This is a genomic window from Rhodonellum psychrophilum GCM71 = DSM 17998 (genome assembly GCF_000381545.1).
GTDB classification, from domain to species: Bacteria; Bacteroidota; Bacteroidia; order Cytophagales; family Cyclobacteriaceae; genus Rhodonellum; species Rhodonellum psychrophilum.
Map to the genome: position 1 here is coordinate 231512 of NZ_KB906676.1, position 19249 is coordinate 250760.

General features: G+C 41.2%; 20 protein-coding genes. 13 read left to right on the forward strand and 7 right to left on the reverse strand.

Going from position 1 to position 19249, the window contains the following annotated elements; genetic code table 11:
* Positions 1–4: 4 nt before the first annotated feature.
* From F824_RS0108910 to F824_RS0108925, 4 genes are all read left to right on the forward strand, one after another.
* Entirely contained in the window at positions 5–418 is a 414-nt protein-coding gene (locus tag F824_RS0108910; protein ID WP_019597534.1) for a hypothetical protein, read from the forward strand.
* Positions 396–1448, forward strand: coding sequence for a hypothetical protein (locus tag F824_RS0108915; protein WP_019597535.1), 1053 nt, complete (start codon positions 396–398; stop codon positions 1446–1448). The genes F824_RS0108910 and F824_RS0108915 overlap by 23 nt, the downstream gene beginning before the upstream one ends.
* A 401-nt stretch (positions 1449–1849) precedes the next feature.
* A complete protein-coding gene (locus F824_RS27460) occupies positions 1850–2017 on the forward strand; it encodes a hypothetical protein (RefSeq protein ID WP_019597536.1) in 168 nt (55 codons plus the stop codon).
* Between the two features lie 315 nt (positions 2018–2332).
* A complete protein-coding gene (locus F824_RS0108925; protein WP_236613152.1) occupies positions 2333–3346 on the forward strand; it encodes a DUF4221 family protein in 1014 nt (337 codons plus the stop codon).
* Between the two features lie 58 nt (positions 3347–3404).
* Here the strand turns inward: F824_RS0108925 and ftsY are convergent, their stop codons facing one another.
* The 5 genes from ftsY to F824_RS27165 all read right to left on the reverse strand — a co-directional run bounded on the left by ftsY (position 3405) and on the right by F824_RS27165 (position 5404).
* Positions 3405–4361, reverse strand: coding sequence for a signal recognition particle-docking protein FtsY (ftsY, locus tag F824_RS0108930; RefSeq protein ID WP_019597538.1), 957 nt, complete (start codon positions 4359–4361; stop codon positions 3405–3407).
* 104 nt (positions 4362–4465) lie between these two features.
* On the reverse strand, positions 4466–4618 hold the full coding sequence (locus F824_RS27155) for a DUF4295 domain-containing protein (protein WP_019597539.1): 153 nt from the start codon (positions 4616–4618) through the stop codon (positions 4466–4468).
* Positions 4619–4666: 48 nt separating this feature from the next.
* On the reverse strand, positions 4667–4849 hold the full coding sequence (gene rpmG, locus F824_RS27160; protein ID WP_035075268.1) for a 50S ribosomal protein L33: 183 nt from the start codon (positions 4847–4849) through the stop codon (positions 4667–4669).
* A gap of 38 nt (positions 4850–4887) precedes the next feature.
* Positions 4888–5130, reverse strand: a complete 243-nt coding sequence (gene rpmB / locus F824_RS0108940) for a 50S ribosomal protein L28 (RefSeq protein WP_019597540.1) — start codon at positions 5128–5130, stop codon at positions 4888–4890.
* A gap of 88 nt (positions 5131–5218) precedes the next feature.
* Positions 5219–5404: a DUF5522 domain-containing protein gene (locus F824_RS27165; RefSeq protein WP_081624985.1), complete on the reverse strand. Its 186-nt coding sequence runs from the start codon at positions 5402–5404 to the stop codon at positions 5219–5221.
* 87 nt (positions 5405–5491) lie between these two features.
* Between F824_RS27165 and rocD the strand changes: the two genes are divergently transcribed.
* From rocD to F824_RS0108990, 9 genes are all read left to right on the forward strand, one after another.
* Positions 5492–6766, forward strand: coding sequence for an ornithine--oxo-acid transaminase (gene rocD / locus F824_RS0108945; protein WP_019597541.1), 1275 nt, complete (start codon positions 5492–5494; stop codon positions 6764–6766).
* 120 nt (positions 6767–6886) lie between these two features.
* Positions 6887–7546: an HAD family hydrolase gene (locus F824_RS0108950; RefSeq protein WP_019597542.1), complete on the forward strand. Its 660-nt coding sequence runs from the start codon at positions 6887–6889 to the stop codon at positions 7544–7546.
* Positions 7547–7797: 251 nt separating this feature from the next.
* Entirely contained in the window at positions 7798–9006 is a 1209-nt protein-coding gene (locus tag F824_RS0108955; protein WP_026333595.1) for a porin, read from the forward strand.
* A gap of 212 nt (positions 9007–9218) precedes the next feature.
* Positions 9219–9914, forward strand: coding sequence for an ABC transporter ATP-binding protein (locus F824_RS25715; RefSeq protein ID WP_019597544.1), 696 nt, complete (start codon positions 9219–9221; stop codon positions 9912–9914).
* 5 nt (positions 9915–9919) lie between these two features.
* On the forward strand, positions 9920–10642 hold the full coding sequence (locus F824_RS0108965) for a hypothetical protein (protein ID WP_019597545.1): 723 nt from the start codon (positions 9920–9922) through the stop codon (positions 10640–10642).
* A 70-nt stretch (positions 10643–10712) separates the two neighbouring features.
* Positions 10713–11681 carry a porphobilinogen synthase gene (gene hemB, locus F824_RS0108970; protein ID WP_019597546.1) on the forward strand — a complete coding sequence of 323 codons (969 nt, stop codon included), beginning with the start codon at positions 10713–10715 and terminating at the stop codon, positions 11679–11681.
* A 598-nt stretch (positions 11682–12279) separates the two neighbouring features.
* Positions 12280–13590 (forward strand): ammonium transporter, encoded by a 1311-nt coding sequence (locus F824_RS0108980; RefSeq protein WP_019597547.1) that lies wholly within the window; start codon positions 12280–12282, stop codon positions 13588–13590.
* Positions 13591–13715: 125 nt separating this feature from the next.
* The gene (locus tag F824_RS0108985; RefSeq protein ID WP_026333596.1) at positions 13716–14888 is read left to right on the forward strand and encodes a porin; all 1173 of its coding nucleotides are present in this window, start codon (positions 13716–13718) and stop codon (positions 14886–14888) included.
* A gap of 303 nt (positions 14889–15191) precedes the next feature.
* Positions 15192–15491 (forward strand): hypothetical protein, encoded by a 300-nt coding sequence (locus F824_RS0108990; RefSeq protein ID WP_019597549.1) that lies wholly within the window; start codon positions 15192–15194, stop codon positions 15489–15491.
* A 708-nt stretch (positions 15492–16199) separates the two neighbouring features.
* Here F824_RS0108990 and F824_RS0108995 read toward each other — a convergent pair.
* Together F824_RS0108995 and dnaK are read right to left on the reverse strand one after the other, a co-directional pair.
* Positions 16200–16574: a co-chaperone GroES gene (locus F824_RS0108995; RefSeq protein WP_019597550.1), complete on the reverse strand. Its 375-nt coding sequence runs from the start codon at positions 16572–16574 to the stop codon at positions 16200–16202.
* A gap of 85 nt (positions 16575–16659) precedes the next feature.
* Positions 16660–18582: a molecular chaperone DnaK gene (gene dnaK, locus F824_RS0109000; RefSeq protein WP_019597551.1), complete on the reverse strand. Its 1923-nt coding sequence runs from the start codon at positions 18580–18582 to the stop codon at positions 16660–16662.
* Between the last annotated feature and the right edge of the window lie 667 nt (positions 18583–19249).

Genomic DNA, 19249 nt, shown 5'->3' on the forward strand with positions numbered 1-19249 from the left:
GGAAATGATTCGATACGTTTATGTCATCCTTGTCTTAATTTACTTTACAAACTGTGTCGCCAAAAGCGATGGGAACTCCTGGATTCAGGATCTAAAAATAAAAAAGGCTCTTTCTGGCAAAAGATTACTCCTGATTAATTGGGATCATTGCAGTTCCTGCAGGGCTTACTATACAGAGATGGTGACTCGCTATTTGGAAGTTGGGGATATCGATATCTTTATCATTTCCAATCAAAGGAAGAAAATTGGTACATTAATAAACCACGAACCACTTTATTATATCTCTTCGCAGGAATTGCTTGCGTTGGAGGTTTATGTTTCTTTGCCGCAGCTGATCTCCAAAGACCAAGATGGCCATTGGATGATTACCGAACTTGAACCCACTGACTTTGCTTATGAAAACGCGATTACTGAATAAAGTATGGATTTTTCTGTTGATTACGATGGCCGCTATTTCCTGTATGGAAAAAGTTGTTTACGTTGAAAATGACTATCTGATTCAAAAGGATTCGGTGAATGTCACTCCCCTTGTTTCCCTATCAAAATATGATCGGTTTAATTTTATGGCTTTGTACAAAGAGGGGGTGTTTTTTCTTTTTGCCAAAATGATAGGAGATTGCTATGCCGTCAATTCGAATGGGGAGGTTCTTTGGGAAATTAATTTAAGTGAAACAAGCGGAGATCCAAGTGGCATTTTTCAAATCCGCAATGCAACGGATTTTTTCGGATTCCATGGAGATGACTTGTTTTTTTATCAATCTGATAATACCCTGAAATTATTCGATTTGGACGGAAATCTTTTAAGCGAGCATAAAATCCCAATTTCAAAAGATAAAAGCGTTGTTGATGTTGTTTCTTATTCGGAGCATGGGCTTGTTATTGGAACCGTTGACAGGGCATTAAACGACGGTAGAATGTCATCCGTGCATACCTATAATTTGAAATCCAAGGAGTTGGAACGCGTATTTTCTAAAGAAATGGATTTCCCTCTTGAAATAAAGATTGGTGCCCATGCTGGGAAAATATATTATGTAGAAAACTTAAGCACTCATTTGTCCATCCTGAATTTGGAATCAAAATCAATTGACTCCCTTCCTTTAAATCAGTCAAAGAATAGAAGTTTTCAATATCACCCACCGTATAATGGGGATACAGAAGCCTTTTTTTCTATTCCGCAGGCCGAAAGAGTGAATTACCAGAATGATGGATACAAGAGTCTTGTGGTTACGGGAGATGATATTCTTTTTCACCATAGGGTTTTGAAGAGAAATGACAAGGGGCTGAATTTCATAGAGCTGATCACCCTGCAGCGTGAGAATGGTGAAATGACCGAAATGCTACTTCCCTACACTATTTTGAATCTGGACAATCATGGGAATACACTGAGATTGGTCAAATATGACTCAGAAATTTACCTGAAGATAGCGGCATTGGATAATTCGGAATAAAGGCTTCTCCATAGTAAAAACATCCTCTTTAGTTCGTGGTCACGAATAGTCTTCGGAGAAAGATTGACAAATTCCAGGCACCGTAGGTCTAATTTTGGTGGAAGAATAACTTGAACAATTCCATTCCAAAATCGAGTTTCGGATAAAGTGTAGATTTAGGAAGAAAGAGGTAAAAAAATGATGTATTAAGATGATCATCAGGATATTGAATGCCTTCTATTCCAACTGCTAAAATTGCAAAAAAAACTAATCAATCAACCTTGTAAATTTAAAATATGATTTAAAATTTACAAGGTTGATTTGAAGAAAGAAATTTGCTGAACGCAAGGAATTAATGGAGAATTTTCCTGCTGTGGTGATTATCGGACCAAGGCAGGTAGGGAAGACAATATTGGCCCAATTTGGATGCGCTCCTGAGTCATCCTGTTGCAGCTGCTAGCTGGGAAGGTTTTGTTATTGAGAACATGTTTTCTTGCCTGCTGAAAGAAGCGTATTATTGGTATATCAAGATAGCGGCAGATGCAGAAATTGATTTGGTATTGGAGGTTAAGCTTGAAGTTTTTGCATAGAAATAAAGCGTACGCTTAGGCCCAAATCAAGTAAAGGATTTCTGATAGACTGTGAGGACATTGTCGCCACGCAGAGGTTTTTTGTTTAGGATGGTCAGGAGACTTTTCCGATCGGAGGAGACACTTTAGCTATTTCATTTCAAGCCATTATGGTTAAATTAGCCTCATTATAAAAACTGAGTTTTACTGTCAATAGTTGAAAAACCATTTTAAGTACTATAATAGGATATGGGTAAGTATTTCTGGCTTCTTTCGTTTTTTATTTTTTCCTGCAGTTCTAGGGAACCCAAATCACCTGAATTTATATCTCGGGAATTGACCGAATTCATTACCGATACGCTCTACTTTGAAAAGGATGAATTCACAAAAAATCTCCCGACAAAATTTAGCTTTTTTGAAAAAAGTGACAGCAGTTTACTTTATTGCTGGTCGGCCAATAGGCTTCTGCAATACGCATACCCCTCCGGAAAATTGATTTCGAGTACCAACTTCTTTGCCGAAGGCCCTGATGGAATAGGTGCTTATATTTCAGGAACCCTGATTACGGATGATGGATTGTTTTTCATTTCAGATCAAAAAGAGATTGTTCATACAGATCTTGGAGGAAAAGTAGTGCGTAGATATCTTTTGCCTGCTGTGCCGGGAGAGAGGCTTGGTGCTAATTTTTCCACCATGAACGGCAATGAGATGTCCTATAATGCGGAGAGCAAAGTATTGGTATTGGCGGATGTGCCTTTTGTCCTGAAAGCAGCCAACATGTCCTACCGGGATTGGTTATGGAAACTTGATACCCAGACGGGAGATTTTGCAACGGTGGGTTTTGGATATCCCGAAATCTATAAGGAATACTATGATGACCCCGAACTAGGAATGTTTTCACATACTTATCTGGAAGATAAAGGTCTTTTCGTTATCAGTTTTGCTGCAAATGATTCCTTGCTGCTGTTGGATACTGACCAAACCCTTTGGGTAGATGGGGGAAGCACTCGATCCTTGACTTTCCAAAAGGGGAAAACGGAACCAAGAGGTGAATGGACGGTTTTTCTTCCGAGTATGGAAACCAGCAGGTACAAAGGGACACAATTTGATCCCTACCGAAAAAGATTTTGGAGATATGTGGATATTCAGACATACAAACTGGAGGAAGACAAATTCAAAAACGAAAGCAGTTTTATTGTGCTGGACCAAGATTTCAACAAGGTTGCTGAATTGTTTTTCGACAACAGAAAGATCCTGACTACTGGCTTTTCAACCCCCAATGGGTTTTATCTGAAACTGGCAGAACAGGACAGCGATGATAGGGAAGCGTATTTGAGAATTCAATTGTAACGAAAAAAGGCACAAAGAATGAATCCTTTGTGCCTTTTGTGTTGAATTGAAATTTTATCTACTTTTTCTTAAATAGAGAATCCACAAATTCCTTTCTGTTGAAAACCTGTAAATCCGTCATTTTTTCACCCACACCTATGTATTTTACAGGGATTTTGAATTGGTCGGAGATGCCGATCACGACGCCACCTTTGGCCGTCCCGTCCAGTTTGGTGATGGCCAGTGCAGTGATGTCTGTCGCTCTGGTGAATTCCTTCGCTTGAAGAAAGGCGTTTTGCCCCGTGGATCCATCCAAGACGAGGAGCACCTCGTGTGGGGCATCGTCAATGAATTTCTGCATGACCCTTTTGATTTTGGTCAATTCGTTCATTAGGTTTACTTTGGTGTGCAGCCTGCCGGCCGTATCGATGATCACCACGTCGGCATTCATTTCCACGGCTTTTTTCACCGTATCAAAAGCCACCGCGGCAGGATCTGTATTCATGCCATGGGAGATTACCGGTACATCGACACGCTCTCCCCACAGGATCAATTGATCGACAGCGGCCGCCCTAAAAGTATCCGCTGCGCCCAAGACAACGGATTTCCCCGCTTGCTTGAACTGGTGGGCCAGTTTGCCAATGGTGGTGGTTTTGCCCACTCCATTGACGCCTACGACCATGATCACATAAGGTTTTTTGTCTTTGGGTAGGTCAAAGTTGGAAAGATCTTCCGTATTGTTTTCCTCTAAAAGTGCAGCGATTTCTTCCTTAAGGATGACGTCGAGTTCTCCCGTGCTGAGGTATTTGTCCTTTGCCACCCTTTCTTCGATTCTGCGAATGACCTTGATGGTGGTGTCCACCCCCACATCTGCCGTGATGAGGATTTCTTCAAGTTGATCGAGGACATCCTCATCCACTTTGGATTTGCCAATGACAGCCTTGCTTAACTTAGAAAAAATATTCTCACTGGATTTTTGTAGGCCTTGGTCAAGACTTTCCTTTTTTTCTTTCGAAAAGAAACCGAAAATTCCCATAATTTATGTCAATTTGAGCCCGAATATAACAAAAAAGTCCCTCCTGAGACTTACCCGGGGGGACTTTATATTTTACAAAACAAGGAAAAACCTTGGTCTTGCAATTATTTCTTCAATGTTTCCTGAACCAATGCGGCCGGAACCATTTCTTCTCTGAAGGTATAAGCTCCGGTTTTTTCAGACCTTACGGCTCTGATCACCTTAGCATAAGTTACGCCACCTTCTTTTTTCAGGGTTGCTACTACTTTCTTAGCCATTTTTTTGAGGTTAAATATCCTGCGAAGTTGCAGTACTATGTCCTAAAATTATTTAATTTCTTTGTGAACCGTTACTTTCTTCATGATCGGGTTGAATTTCTTCAATTCCAATCTTTCGGTAGTATTCTTACGGTTTTTGGTTGTGATGTATCTTGAAGTACCTGGAAGACCAGAAGTTTTATGCTCTGTGCATTCCATAATCACTTGTACTCTATTACCTTTCTTAGCCATCGCTCTGTCTTTTTATTAGTAAGAGTATATCTTATTTCTTATTTGATGATAATGAAACCCTTTTCCTGAGCTTTTTTCAAAACGGCACTGATCCCATTCTTATTGATGGTTCTCAAGGCTTTTGAACAAACTTTCAGCGTAATCCAAGAATCTTCTTCGGGAACGTAAAAACTTTTCTTATGCAAATTTGGATAAAATTTACGCTTGGTTTTATTGTTCGCATGTGATACGTTGTTACCTGATTGAGGTCTTTTTCCGGTGATGTCACAAACTCTTGCCATGATATATGATCGTATTATTTAAGACGTTTTTACAATTGAGTTTGCAAATATCGGAAGTTTTCGGCAATTACCAAGAGAGGCGTCGAAATTATTTGCCTAAATCGTGAGATTCTTCTTTCGCCACTGGATATGGGCAATGCTTGCACCCGCTTCCGCAGCATGTCCCTCTTCTCAGATGATAGGCTGCGGTGAAGACCATCATGCCGTTTTCGTTGAGGTAATAATCACCTGGGATCAACGTAAGTGGCTGATTTGGTTTCTTTTTGTGCTGCATTCTTTATCCTAAAGGGCTTTTGCTATATTTGTACAAAGGGATTCGATTATTGATGTTTCCCTTTCGAACTTTAAAAATACAAATTTTATGATGGAAACCATAAATTCGAGTGAACAAGCCATCGTGCTGGAGGACAAATACGGTGCGCATAATTATCATCCCTTGCCAGTGGTGTTGAAAAGAGGCGAAGGGGTTTTCCTTTGGGACGTGGAAGGCAAGCGATATTATGATTTTCTTTCTGCCTATTCCGCTGTGAATCAGGGCCATTGCCATCCTCGGATTTTGCAAGCACTTGTGGAGCAAGCGGGAACACTCACTTTGACTTCCAGGGCATTTTACAACGATGTATTGGGCCCTTTTGAAAAATATATTACCGAATATTTTGGCTTTGACAAAGTGCTTCCTATGAATACCGGTGCTGAAGGAGTGGAAACCGCTCTCAAAATTGCCAGAAAATGGGGCTATGAGAAAAAGGGTGTTGAAGCCCATGAGGCTGTGATTATCGTGGCCGAAAATAATTTCCATGGTAGGACCACCACCGTCATTTCTTTTTCGAATGACGAGAATGCAAGAAAAAATTTCGGACCCTTTACCCCGGGTTTTGTCAAGATACCTTATGATGATATCGCGGCGCTGGAATCGGCGTTGGAAGATAAAAATATTGTTGCATTCCTTGTAGAGCCCATTCAGGGAGAGGCAGGGGTGTACACACCTGCCCAGGATTATCTCCGGAAAGCAGCGGATGCCTGCAAGGCCAAAAACGTACTTTTTATAGCGGATGAGATCCAGACAGGAATAGCACGTACAGGATCACTACTGGCTGTCTGTGGCAACTGTACCTGTGAAGGACATTGCGAAAAGCAAGAGACGTATACCCAGCCCGACATGCTGATCTTGGGAAAGGCGATTTCCGGCGGCTTTTATCCGGTGTCGGCAGTATTGGCAGACAACCACATCATGGAAGTCATCAAGCCGGGCCAGCACGGCTCCACTTTCGGAGGAAATCCATTGGGAGCAAAGGTCGCAATTGCCGCATTGGAAGTAGTAAAAGATGAAAAACTCGCCCAAAACGCAAGAAAGTTAGGTAAAATTTTCAGGGAAAGAATGCAGATTTTGGTGGATAAATACAAAATCCTCAACCTCGTTAGAGGCAAGGGTTTGCTGAATGCCGTCGTGGTCAATGATTCCGAAGACAGCAGCACAGCTTGGGACATGTGTGTGGCCCTGAAGGACAATGGTCTACTCGCCAAACCTACCCATGGCAATATTATCCGCTTCGCTCCGCCATTGGTGATGACCGAAGAGCAACTACACGAATGCTGCGACATCATCGAGAAGGTGGTGAAGGCGTTTGAAAAATAAATAGGATTTGGATGATTGTTTGATCCCAAATTGAAAGAGAGCCCTCCAAGAGTTTTAAGCCTTGGAGGGTTTTTTCATTTCATTCCCTAGCTTTGTGCATTCTTTAAAACCTATTGAAAAATGAAAAAAGCAGTAATCTTCGACATGGACGGTGTCATTTGTCATACAAATCCCTTCCATTCCTTGGCCTTCCAATCCTTTTTTGCAAAAAGGAATATGCATCCCACCGAAGCAGAATTTGCCCAACACATGTACGGAAAGAGCAATTCCTATATCATGAGCCACTTTTTTGGAAGGAAAATCGAAGGTCAGGAGCTTTTGGAATTGGAGGATGAAAAAGAAAGCCTTTTCAGGGAAATCTACAAGGACCAAGTGAATCCGATTGCCGGCTTTTTGGAGTTTTTTGATTCTTTGAGAACCCATCAGTTTTTGACTGCTGTTGCCACTTCGGCGCCATTTGCAAACATGGAGTTGATAGGAGGACATTTGGACTTGTTTACCAGGATGGAATCTGTAATGGCAAGTGAGAATGTCACCAAACACAAGCCTGATCCAGAGGTCTACCTCAAGTCTGCCAGCAATCTCAAAGTGGATATTGCTTCCTGCGTGGTGTTCGAAGATTCTTTTTCTGGTGTTTCGGCGGCCAAAAATGCGGGCATGAAGGTGGTCGGTGTCTTGTCCTCACACACTGTGGAAGAACTTCCGATTTGCGACCTTTACATCAACGATTATACGGAAATTACCGCTGTTGATGTACGAAATCTGATCGCAGCTGGCTGATTTTGGTAACTTTCGGATAAAAATTTCTTAACATTTATCGAGGGTTTAACAATTGCGTAACATATAAAACACCTTAGAAACGCAATATTTTAATGTTAAGCACTGCTGGATAGGAGGGTTGGGTTTTCGTTTTGATTTTTGAGGCTTTTGCCCATAACAAATTGGTAATATTTGATTCATTATAAAGAAATATTTGATTTGCAATTTTGCAGCGCTGTATAAAAAATCATTTATTTTAATTCCTTTCCTGTATGCGATTTAAGTTCGCTATTGCCTTTGCCTGCATGGTATTGGCTTTCACTGACGTTTTTGCAAGAGACGCTGGTGAAGACTCATTGAAAAAAGAATCCCCTGTTCAAATTGTCAAGAAGCCTTGGTACGAAACCATCCAACTTCGCGGATATGCACAGTTGAGGTACAACCGACTTCTCGAAACAAATCCCGATCTCAAATGCGACCAATGCGATAAGTCCTGGGGAGAAAACGGGGGTTTTTTCTTTCGCAGAATCCGTTTGGTCTTTTATGGTCAGATCCACGAAAGGGTGTATTTCTATATTCAACCGGACCTTGCCTCTGGGGGAAATAATTTTGCCCAGATTAGGGATGCTTATTTTGACTTGGGCTTGGATGCAAAACAGGAATTCAGGCTGAGAATCGGGCAGAGCAAAGTTCCTTTTGGATTCGAAAACCTTCAATCCAGCCAAAACAGAATCCCACTTGATCGAAATGACGGGCTGAACTCTGCCGTAGCCAATGAACGGGATATTGGCGTCATGTTCTATTATGCGCCTTCCGAAATCAGGAAAAGATTCAGCTATCTTGTTTCCTCAGGTTTGAAAGGATCAGGCGACTATGGCGTTTTTGGAATCGGTGTATATAATGGGCAAACGGCCAACATGCCAGACAAAAACAATTCCCTACATGTGGTGTCCAGATTGACTTATCCTTTTGAATTGCCCTCCGGGCAAATCATCGAAGGCTCCCTTCAAGGATATACCGGGAAGTTTGTGATCAATAGAAATCCCGCAACAGATTTTGTCCAGACTGAATTTTCGGAATACAGATATGGGACTTCCATTATCGTTTATCCGCAGCCCTTTGGCTTGCAGGCAGAATTCAATTGGGGAAGGGGGCCCGAATATGATCCTGAGAGCAATACTGTGAAGGATGCCCCGCTTCGTGGCGGGTATGTGATGGCTTCATATTTTCTCAAAAAAGGAAACGATATCTTCATTCCTTTTTCCCGCTACCACTATTATAAAGGTGGGAAAAAGCATGAATTGGATGCGGCCAAACATCGGGTGAATGAACTCGAAATCGGCGTGGAATGGCAGCCACACAAAGCGTTTGAGCTGGTGGCGATGTACACGATTTCAGACAGGACCTTTGAAAACTCTCTAAATCCAGACAATCGCCAAAAAGGCAGTTTGCTCAGGCTTCAGGCGCAAATCAATTTTTAAAGAATATTTCTCCCAAACAAAAAAGCAGGTCCTTTCGAAGGCCTGCTTTTTTTGTTTGGGGAAAGCGCTAATTGCCATGTTGCCGAGGGTGTTGGAATCAGCTTTATTTCAATATTAAGTCAGAATTTTCCCATTGGGGGAAAACTAATGTATGAACCTTAGAAATGCATTCCCGATAAATTTTTAGCTTTCGGATATGAAAAGTTTGTTTTATGACAGAAAGAATTATTTCGGTTGAGCATCTCAGTAAAAGGTACGGCAAACAGCTGGCGCTAAATGAGGTGTCCTTTGTTGTTGAAAAAGGACAGGTCTTGGGTGTGGTTGGTCCAAATGGGAGTGGGAAGACCACGCTGTTCAGTATTTTGTTGGGATTAAGGAAGCCCAACTCAGGTTCTTTTTCAATTTTTGGGCAGACCAATCCCGAGGATGTCAGGGCCAAAGTGGGAGTGATCTTGGACCAAGGGAATTTTTATGCAGGCATTTCTGCGAAAAAAAACCTGACCATTTCCGCGATGACCAAAAATGTACCGCTTGCTAAAGTGGACGAATTACTGGAAAAGGTAGGACTTGGTGAAGTAGGGAGTAAGCCCTTCAAAAGTTTTTCCTACGGCATGAAAAAGCGGTTGGAAATCGCTGACGCATTGCTTTCTGATCCGGAATTGGTCATCATGGATGAGCCGACGAACGGCTTGGATCCTGAAGGAGTTATTTTTATCAGGGAATTGATCATGGAGTTGAAAAGACAGGGAAAAACGATCGTGCTCTCTAGCCATTACCTCGAGGAAATCCAAAAGGTATGTACCCATTTTCTGATATTAAAGAAAGGGGAATTGGTTTTCCATGGCTCCCAAGAAGCCGTTTTAGGTAAATTTGACAGCTTGGAATCCGCACTCACCAACAAACTTTAAGCAAGATGCATTTCGATAGACTGGTAAAAATAGAGGTTTATAAATTGGCCCGAACGGATTATTATATTTTCACGGGGCTGTTTGTGTTGACGAATTTCGTATTGCCCTTGGTTGTGGGGGACCTTTTGTTGCAAAATTTGGATGGTCAGACTTTGCTCGGCTTTTATCATTCTGTAGCGACGAAATTCGTTTTTTGGGGAGTGATCGTCGCTGCCTCGAGGGAGTTTGACAACAATGTGAACAGAAAGCGCTTGTTGAATGGATACAAAAGACATGAGCTTTTCATTTCGCAGGTTGTCCTGGTGGCGCTTTATGTGCTTTCGATGTTGATTCTGGCTTTTGTTTCTCTCACAGGTCTTTCCCTGATCACCACGGGTGACTTTTCATTTTTTATTGGAATCAATGCTGTTTCGTTCTTGGGATTTTTCCTCAGTCTGTTTACCTGGGGTTTTTTCGCGGTGTTTTTGGTCAATTTATTTGGGAGAGCTTTGTGGCCAATCCTGATCTATTTTGCCTTGGTTTTTGTGGAAATGATCCTTGGTTTGATGGGGAAATTGAATGAGGCGCAAAATGGAGTGGATCACCTCAAGTATTTCCGTCCCATGGAGCTGATGAATGATTTGTATAATTTGGGGGGATTTCCGAAGGGATTGATTTTGGTGCTTGTGATTTACCTGATCGTTTTTCAGTTGACCTCCTTTTTCATTTTAAAGAAAGCGGATATTTGAAACTTTCCGGTCCGGATACCCATTTTACTATCATTACCTTACCTTTGTGATCAAATGATATTATAACGATATGTTAAAAAGACCCAGAAGAAACAGAAAGTCCCAAGCCATTCGGAATATGGTGGAAGAAACCAGGCTTTCTGTCAAGGATTTTATTTTCCCCATGTTTTTGATAGAGGGAATCAATCAAAAAGTGGAGGTTTCTTCCATGCCGGGGATTTACAGGTATTCTTTGGACTTGATGTTGAAGGAAATAGAAATTTGCATGGAGCTCGGCATTATGGCATTTGATATCTTTCCGGCCTATCCAGAAAGCAAGAAGGACCGATTTGCGACAGAAAGCCATAATCCTGAAACTTTTTACCTGAAAGCAATTCATAAAATAAAGACGACCTTTCCTGAGGCATGCGTGATGACGGATGTGGCCATGGATCCATACAGTTCAGATGGCCATGACGGCCTTGTCGAAAAGGGCAAGATCCTCAATGATGAGACGCTGGAAATCCTCGGAAGAATGTCATTGGCGCAGGCCAGGGCCGGAGCGGACATTTTGGGGCCTTCGGACATGATGGATGGCCGTGTCGGGTATATCCGGAAGGTGTTAGATGAAAATGGCTTCACAGATGTCTCTATCATGTCGTACACGGCCAAATATGCCAGTGCATTTTATGGTCCATTCAGGGATGCACTGGATTCAGCGCCTAAAATGGGTGACAAAAAGACATACCAGATGGATTTCGCAAATCATTCAGAGGCCTTGATTGAGGCGCAGCTCGACACTGAGGAAGGAGCGGATTTTTTGATGGTGAAGCCGGCATTGGCTTATTTGGATATTATCAAATTGCTCAAGGACAATTCCAACCTGCCCATTGCGGCCTACAATGTCAGCGGAGAATACTCCATGGTCAAAGCTGCCGCAGAAAGGGGTTGGATAGACGGGGAAAAAGCAATGTTGGAATCCCTGACCAGCATAAAAAGAGCAGGGGCAAATGTCATTCTGAGTTATTTTGCAAAAGAGTTTGCCATGATGGAAAAGTAGACAAATCAGACAGTTTATTTTGAAGCCCTTCATTCTACAGGTTGTAGAATGAAGGGCTTTTTCTTTTTGAACTGTTTAATTTAAAAAAACAGGGTATTAATTCAATCTCTTAATATCAGTTTTCTTCATTTTTTGATTTATTGGATAATTTTCGAGTCTATTAATGAGGATTTTAATTTTTTTTGAAAAATAAATAAATTTTTTTTAGAATAATTTTTGGAATAAATCCATGATACATAAAATTTTAAGTGTAAAGTATTGAAAGTTACAGTAATTCAAAATTTAATTTTGAATTTGATCTCTATGAAAGTAAAAAATAAAGGTATCCTAATTTACGGAATCGATTTCGCAGAAGGATATTGGCTTTTTGGAAATTACACATTTTAAAAAAAAGGTTTAAAAAAACACTTCAAAAATAAAAAATTACAATAAAAAACGATTTTATGATATAAATAAAGGCGGTAAATGTTTCAAAAATTAAAAAATCTGTAAACATAGGTTTGTTTTATTACCAAAAATATATTTAGATTTATGAAAATTATTCTCTTTAAAACCTATATAAAATTTTGATAATCCTTAAAAATTAAAATTTAAACCTATGAATTGGAATTCTACGTTACTCGCACAAATAGGAAGCGAAAGTGTTGCGGCAAGTATAGACTACTCTGTCGAAATCACTCAAGGTCTTCTGACTACCAATAATGTTTGGATGATGCTCTGTACCGCGCTGGTATTTATCATGCACCTGGGTTTTGCAGGGGTCGAGACTGGATTTGGCCAGGCCAAGAATACCGTTAACATTCTCTTTAAAAATACAGTGACCCCAATTATCGGTATCCTCACGTATGCTGTCTGTGGTTTCTTTCTCATGTACCCAGGGTTTGAAGTCCCAGGATGGTTTTCTTTTGATTCCGCAGGATGGTCCATGTTTTATATGAACCCGGAAAATGCCGATATCACCGCAGAATATGCGGATGCAGGATATACCTATTGGACAGACTTTTTATTCCAGGCAATGTTCGCAGCGACCTGCGCCACTATTGTATCTGGAGCCATTGCCGAAAGGGTGAAGATCTCTGCTTATCTAGTTTTTACACTGATTTTCGTGGGTATTGTTTATCCGCTCATTGGAAGCTGGAAATGGGGTGGTGGTGCATTGGACGCCATGGGCTTCTATGATTTTGCTGGATCCACGTTGGTCCATTCCGTTGGGGGATGGGGGGCATTGGCAGGTGTAATTTTGGTTGGTCCGCGTATCGGAAAGTATGTCAATGGAAAAACTGTCGATAAGCCAGGGGCCAGTGTTCCTTTGGCAGTAATCGGGGTTTTCTTGCTTTGGTTCGGCTGGTTTGGTTTCAATGGAGGCTCCGTACTCTCTGCTGACCCGGGACTTGTCTCTATGGTTCTTGTGATCACTTGCCTTGGAGCTGCAGCTGGTGGAATGGGGGGGTTTTTAGCCGCCTATTTTGCTTTCAAAAGATTGGATTTAGGCATGGTTCTCAATGGTATTCTGGCCGGATTGGTGGGGATTACAGCAGGAGCTGATGTTTTTAAACCAGGAGCATCACTCCTCATTGGTTTCATTGCCGGCATCCTTGTGGTTCTTTCAGCAGTCTTTTTGGACAAAATGAAATTGGATGATGTGGTCGGTGCTGTCTCGGTTCACCTCACCTGTGGTGTATGGGGAACATTGGCCGTGGGGATCTTCTCAACAAATCCTGATCACTCCTTCTTGACACAGTTGATTGGTGTGGCTGTCTGTGGAGCAATGGCCTTCGGGTCGGCATTCCTGATCTTCTACATCCTAAAAGTAACCGTAGGAATCAGGGTTTCTGAGGAGCACGAAAGATCTGGTCTTGATTCTCATGAGCATGGTATCCGCGGATACACAATCGTATATGACGAATAGTCCAATGCTCATAATATCTTAAAAAAAGCAGAACCCTGCCCAAGGAAAAAAATGCGACTCTCTTTCTGATTGGGTCAGGGTTCTTATCAGTCAAATAAAATATTCAACCAACAACTAAAATTAAAATGAAAAATTTTCAACTACTAATAGTTTTACTATTAATATTCGTAGCAGTGCCTGGTTTTGCGCAAGAAGTTGAAACCGAAGAAGATCCAAAAGTAGCCATCACTGGGTCTGTTGACGCCTATTACCGTGCAAATTTCAATGCCCCAAACAAGGGTGAGTTTGCTCAGGCCCCTGCAACTTCCTTTGGGAACTTACCAGGATTTTCTCTTGGTATGGCGAATCTTATCGCAACCTATGAAGGTAAAAAAGTGGGTTTTGTAGCCGATTTAGTCTTTGGGCCAAGGGGGGAAGATGCGGTTTTCGGATCCCCACTTTATGCTGGAGGACTTGCAGGAAGCTCTCAAATTGTCAACCAGTTATACGTCTATTGGTCTGTAAATGATGCAGTGACGCTTACCATGGGTAATTTCAATACCTTCCTCGGTTATGAGGTCATTTCTCCAACTGGGAATTTCAACTACTCCACTTCTTACATGTTTTCCTACGGTCCATTTTCCCATACAGGTTTGAAAGCTGATTTTGCATTGACGGACAAATGGTCATTTATGGCGGCAGTGATGAATCCTACAGACATGACGGAGTTTAATCTTGCCGGGTCATATACTTTTGGCGCACAATTGGGATATGCAACAGATGCGGGAAGTACCTACTTGAATTTAATCTATGGTGACCAAGATGGAAGATTGGATACGGATTTCCCTTTGACAAGTGGGCAATCTTCCATGGGATCAACGTTCCAGATCGATTTGACTACAGGATTCAATTTATCAGAAACCATTTATGCAGGATTGAATGCCACTTACAATACATCTGCAGCCGGTGAAATTTTCAATGGCTCTTCAGTTAGTGACGTTGATGGTGACGGCGCAGGCTTTTATGGAATCGCCGGCTATTTACAGGCAGCTACTTCTGAAAAATTCTCAATCGGAACAAGAGCAGAATATTTTAAAGTGTTTAACGGTGGGCTTGGCGGTGTAGTAGGTACCAATGCAGCCGGTGATGGCAGTGTGTTTGCCTTGACACTTACCGGAAATGCCAAGGTAGCGAAAAACCTTACCATTATCCCTGAATTGAGGTTGGATACCATGAAAGAAGATTTCTTTGTGAATCCTTCCCTTTCTCCTACAAAAAACCTCTCCTCTTTTATCCTTGCTGCGGTATTTTCATTTTAATTGAACAATTACAGTCAATTTTTTGAATAAAACCCTCTGTCTTCCAAAAAAGACGAGGGTTTTATTGTTTTTTGATGATTTTGTCAGAATTGGGTGTTCTTACAGCTCATTTTCTGTTTTATGCATAGCCGGCACTAAAAACCGGTATAAAATCAAACCTTTTTTTCATTTTTTAAAATCGTTAAACAGTATTTTATTCTTATTTTTTCGATTATTTATGTGTAAATCCCTGTTTTTGGAAAACATATTCTTCTATTTACGTATATAATACTGTAATCGAACGAAAAACAAACTAACTATATTATGACCAGATTCACATTTATATTAGCCGCTTTATTTCTTGCGTTTAATGTATCCTATGCGCAATCTCACAGTGATTTAAAAGGGCCAGCTGCCAAAAACTACAAACCTTGGAAAGAACAAGCAAGAACAGGCGTTTTGATGGCAAAGGTAGTGGATACTACCGAAAAGGGACCTGCATTCAAAAACAGAAAAGCTTGGAAAGCGGATGCTGATCAAGTCGAGATCAATACCACATTAAGAGAGAAAAGAAGAGTAACGGGGCCTGAAGCAAAAAACAGAAAGCCTTGGAAAAATAATTGAACATAGATTGAAATTCAAATACTGGCGAAACTCCCAAGAATTTTTTGGAAGTTTCGCTTTTTTTATATCTTCACTGCCAAAAAAAGGCCCATATATCACGTTTTTTTTAAATTTGAATTATTTAATTCTGCTTAAAGATCTAAAAAATCTCCAGCCTCGTTTTCAAACACACAAATGGGAATCGAATAAATAAAAAAATTCCTCTTGAAAGTTTTACGTTATCAAAATCCATCCCCAGTATAGGCATCCCAAACCGTGGGAGGAATGTAGATTGCCAGCTCGAAGATTTTCATCATACAAAATGAAGACTAAATGGCCAGTATAATCAGTTTATACAGCTTGATTACTTTTAAATAAAGGTTGGACCTGTTTTGTGCATTACAAATTCCACTTCAGTCTGAAATTGCCTAACAATCAGTCTTTGTTTCCTGTTTTGGACTTCACCAAATCGGCGCTACACCTTAGTCTCCAAATAGTCTGATTTGTATGCGGTTTCATCCCATTAGGAAACGGCATGCATCTTTCGGTTTGAGTCCAGTTCAATATAACTCTTTAAGCCTTGCGCATTGGGGCAGGAAACAAGGTTGATTAAGGTTCTGAGAAATTAAAAAAAAGCAAGGATCAGATGTTTTCGATTATCACTATTCCTGCTTTTTTACAGTTACAATCTTCCCCATTCTCTTTAAGAATTCATCAAGAGATTAATTGCTACATTTCTGTTTCTCTCTCCAGCATCAAGATGCTGCTTTGTGGAACGATGAAGTATTTCTCCCCCTCATAAACCACCTCAAAGGCTCCATTCAATAAAAATATTGCCAAATCCCCCTCCTTTGCCTGAAGCGGGAGGTATTTGACATTTTCTTCCTGCTCTTTCCAGAGCGCATCATCCTCTGCGGGCATTGGGATTGGGTATCCAGGTCCTGCTTTGATGATGTATCCCTGTTGAATCTTTTCTTTTTCCTGAACCCCCGGAGGCAGGTAAAGTCCGCTGCTGGTTTTGTCCTGGGATTTCTTCAATTTGACCAAAACCCGATCTCCCACGATAATGAGTTTTTTTAATTTATTATCTTTCGTCAAGTGCATCTGTTTGATATTGGATTAGGGTTTTGAAACAAAGAAAGGCATCCATATAAATACAGATGCCTTCTTTCTTTTTATTATCAAGCGATTATTTTTTGTCTTCGCTCACTTCTTCGTAATCTACATCCGATACACCATCACCAGCATCAGCTGATCCGGTACCTGAAGCATCTCCGCCAGCATCCTGTGCACCTGGACCACCTTGTGTAGAATTGTACATTTCTTGGGAAGCACCTTCCCAAGCCTTGTTCAGGTTTTCGGTAGCACTGTCAATGGACTCCAGGTTTTGCGTTTGATGCGCAGTCTTTAATGCTTCGAGAGCACCGCTAACATTGGCTTTGTTTCCTTCGGAAAGCTTGTCACCATATTCTTTCAACTGTTTCTCGGTCTGGAAGATCAAGCTATCTGCTTGGTTCAACTTCTCGATTTTCTCTTTTTCAGCTTTATCAGTTACTGCATTTGCTTCTGCCTCACTTTTCATTCTTTGGATTTCTTCCTGTGTCAAACCTGAAGAAGCTTCGATTTTGATTTTTTGCTCTTTTCCGGTGCCTTTGTCTTTTGCGGAGACATTAAGGATACCATTGGCATCGATATCAAAAGTTACTTCGATTTGCGGAACACCTCTTTGGGAAGGTGGGATGTCTGACAATTGGAATCTACCAATGGTCCTGTTGTCCTTCGCCAAGGGGCGCTCACCTTGCAATACGTGGATATCCACCGCTGGCTGATTGTCAGCAGCAGTCGAGAACACCTCCGATTTTTTGGTCGGAATGGTCGTATTGGATTCGATCAGTTTGGTAAATACACCGCCCATCGTTTCGATACCCAAAGAAAGCGGGGTTACGTCCAAAAGCAATACATCTTTCACCTCGCCAGTCAAAACACCACCTTGTATCGCTGCACCAATGGCGACAACTTCATCAGGGTTTACACCTTTGGAAGGCTTCTTGCCAAAGAATTTCTCGACTTCTTCCTGAATTTTAGGAATACGGGTCGATCCACCTACCAAGATGACTTCGTCAATCTCAGAGGCACTAAATCCTGAATCTGCCAAGGCTTTCTTACACGGCTCCATTGATCTTTTGACCAAACTGTCAGCAAGTTGCTCGAATTTCGCTCTTGTCAAAGTTCTTACCAAGTGCTTTGGCCCGGTTTGGGTTGCGGTGATGTAAGGAAGATTGATCTCCGTAGTCGAAGAGCTTGACAACTCTATTTTTGCTTTTTCAGAAGCTTCTTTAAGTCTTTGAAGAGCCATGGGATCATTTCTAAGATCGATTTGCTCCTCGCTTTTGAATTCATCCGCCAACCAGTTGATGATCACTTGGTCAAAGTCATCACCACCCAAGTGTACGTCACCATTGGTGGATTTCACTTCAAAAACGCCATCTCCCAGTTCAAGGATGGAAATATCGAAAGTACCACCACCAAGGTCATACACCGCTATTTTCATGTCCTGGTTTTTCTTGTCCATTCCGTAAGCCAGAGCTGCAGCAGTTGGCTCATTGATGATTCTTTTTACTTCCAATCCAGCAATTACACCAGCTTCTTTGGTGGCTTGACGTTCTGCATCATTGAAATAAGCAGGAACGGTAATCACCGCTTCAGTAACTTCATGACCCAAAAAATCCTCGGCTGTCGTCTTCATTTTTTGAAGAATCATGGCCGATAGTTCCTGGGGAGTATAAGACCTGTCCCCGATTTTGACGCTTATGGTGTCGTTTGGACCTTGTTCGATTTTGTATGAAGCATGTTTTTTCTCTTCGGAAACCTCGGAGAATCTTTTGCCCATAAATCTCTTTACAGATGAAATGGTGTTGGTTGGGTTAGTGATGGCCTGACGTTTTGCAGGATCCCCAACTTTTCTTTCTCCGTTGCCATTGTCCAAAAATGCCACTATGGAAGGAGTGGTTCTTCTTCCTTCACTGTTTTGGATAACCACTGGCTCATTTCCTTCCATTACTGCTACGCAAGAGTTGGTTGTGCCAAGATCTATACCTATGATTTTTCCCATGATTATATATTTTTTCGGTTATTGAATACAATTTTATTATTCGTAGAAAGGGTTTTACAAGCGATGTGCCAAGGGCTTTTTAAGAGTTTTTTGTGTCAGATTGACATATTTTTTGTCAGTCCTCACAGCCGTTTCTCATCATTTGTCACTTTTGTTTCCGTCAAACCTTAGATATTAATCCTTTGGATATTGGTGTCGTGCCAAAATGGTCAAATTCAATTTCCCCAAAAGGCTTTGGTTATAAGACGTTGGATTTGAGTTGTTTCTTTAGCCCGTGTTATGCATTAATATTTCTAATAGAGTTTATAATTACCTAAAAAGTGGTGAATTGTCCAATGTTTTTGTCTTCGTCATATCGGTTAGACGACTCCTTCTCCCAATAGTATGATTTTCTTGCAGTTTCAATCCCATTTGAAATCCCACTGCATATTCCATCTAACTTAATTCCAGTTAGATGCTTTACGTTTCTTTTCCGCTGTCTTAGCATTCTGGTTTAAATCAAAGAGCTAACGCAACCTTTTCCCCTATTGGAGCATCTTGTGAGCAATGGACAAGGAATTCAAAAAGACGCTAGCCAAGGAAAGATGGAAATGGGGGATAGTTGTGTTATTGAATGTTGTTTTGATTTTGGTTTTTCCTCCAAAAAATAATGTCTTTGATGTTTTCC

Coding starts and splice junctions, on each gene's coding strand:
- F824_RS0108910 (WP_019597534.1), top strand. CDS start 5: ATGATTCGATACGTTTATGTCATCCTTGTCTTAATTTACTTTACAAAC.
- F824_RS0108915 (WP_019597535.1), top strand. CDS start 396: ATGAAAACGCGATTACTGAATAAAGTATGGATTTTTCTGTTGATTACG.
- ftsY (WP_019597538.1), bottom strand. CDS start 4,361: ATGGGAATTTTCGGTTTCTTTTCGAAAGAAAAAAAGGAAAGTCTTGAC.
- F824_RS27155 (WP_019597539.1), bottom strand. CDS start 4,618: ATGGCTAAGAAAGTAGTAGCAACCCTGAAAAAAGAAGGTGGCGTAACT.
- rpmG (WP_035075268.1), bottom strand. CDS start 4,849: ATGGCTAAGAAAGGTAATAGAGTACAAGTGATTATGGAATGCACAGAG.
- rpmB (WP_019597540.1), bottom strand. CDS start 5,130: ATGGCAAGAGTTTGTGACATCACCGGAAAAAGACCTCAATCAGGTAAC.
- F824_RS27165 (WP_081624985.1), bottom strand. CDS start 5,404: ATGCAGCACAAAAAGAAACCAAATCAGCCACTTACGTTGATCCCAGGT.
- rocD (WP_019597541.1), top strand. CDS start 5,492: ATGATGGAAACCATAAATTCGAGTGAACAAGCCATCGTGCTGGAGGAC.
- F824_RS0108950 (WP_019597542.1), top strand. CDS start 6,887: ATGAAAAAAGCAGTAATCTTCGACATGGACGGTGTCATTTGTCATACA.
- F824_RS0108955 (WP_026333595.1), top strand. CDS start 7,798: ATGCGATTTAAGTTCGCTATTGCCTTTGCCTGCATGGTATTGGCTTTC.
- F824_RS25715 (WP_019597544.1), top strand. CDS start 9,219: ATGACAGAAAGAATTATTTCGGTTGAGCATCTCAGTAAAAGGTACGGC.
- F824_RS0108965 (WP_019597545.1), top strand. CDS start 9,920: ATGCATTTCGATAGACTGGTAAAAATAGAGGTTTATAAATTGGCCCGA.
- hemB (WP_019597546.1), top strand. CDS start 10,713: ATGTTAAAAAGACCCAGAAGAAACAGAAAGTCCCAAGCCATTCGGAAT.
- F824_RS0108980 (WP_019597547.1), top strand. CDS start 12,280: ATGAATTGGAATTCTACGTTACTCGCACAAATAGGAAGCGAAAGTGTT.
- F824_RS0108985 (WP_026333596.1), top strand. CDS start 13,716: ATGAAAAATTTTCAACTACTAATAGTTTTACTATTAATATTCGTAGCA.
- F824_RS0108990 (WP_019597549.1), top strand. CDS start 15,192: ATGACCAGATTCACATTTATATTAGCCGCTTTATTTCTTGCGTTTAAT.
- F824_RS0108995 (WP_019597550.1), bottom strand. CDS start 16,574: ATGCACTTGACGAAAGATAATAAATTAAAAAAACTCATTATCGTGGGA.
- dnaK (WP_019597551.1), bottom strand. CDS start 18,582: ATGGGAAAAATCATAGGTATAGATCTTGGCACAACCAACTCTTGCGTA.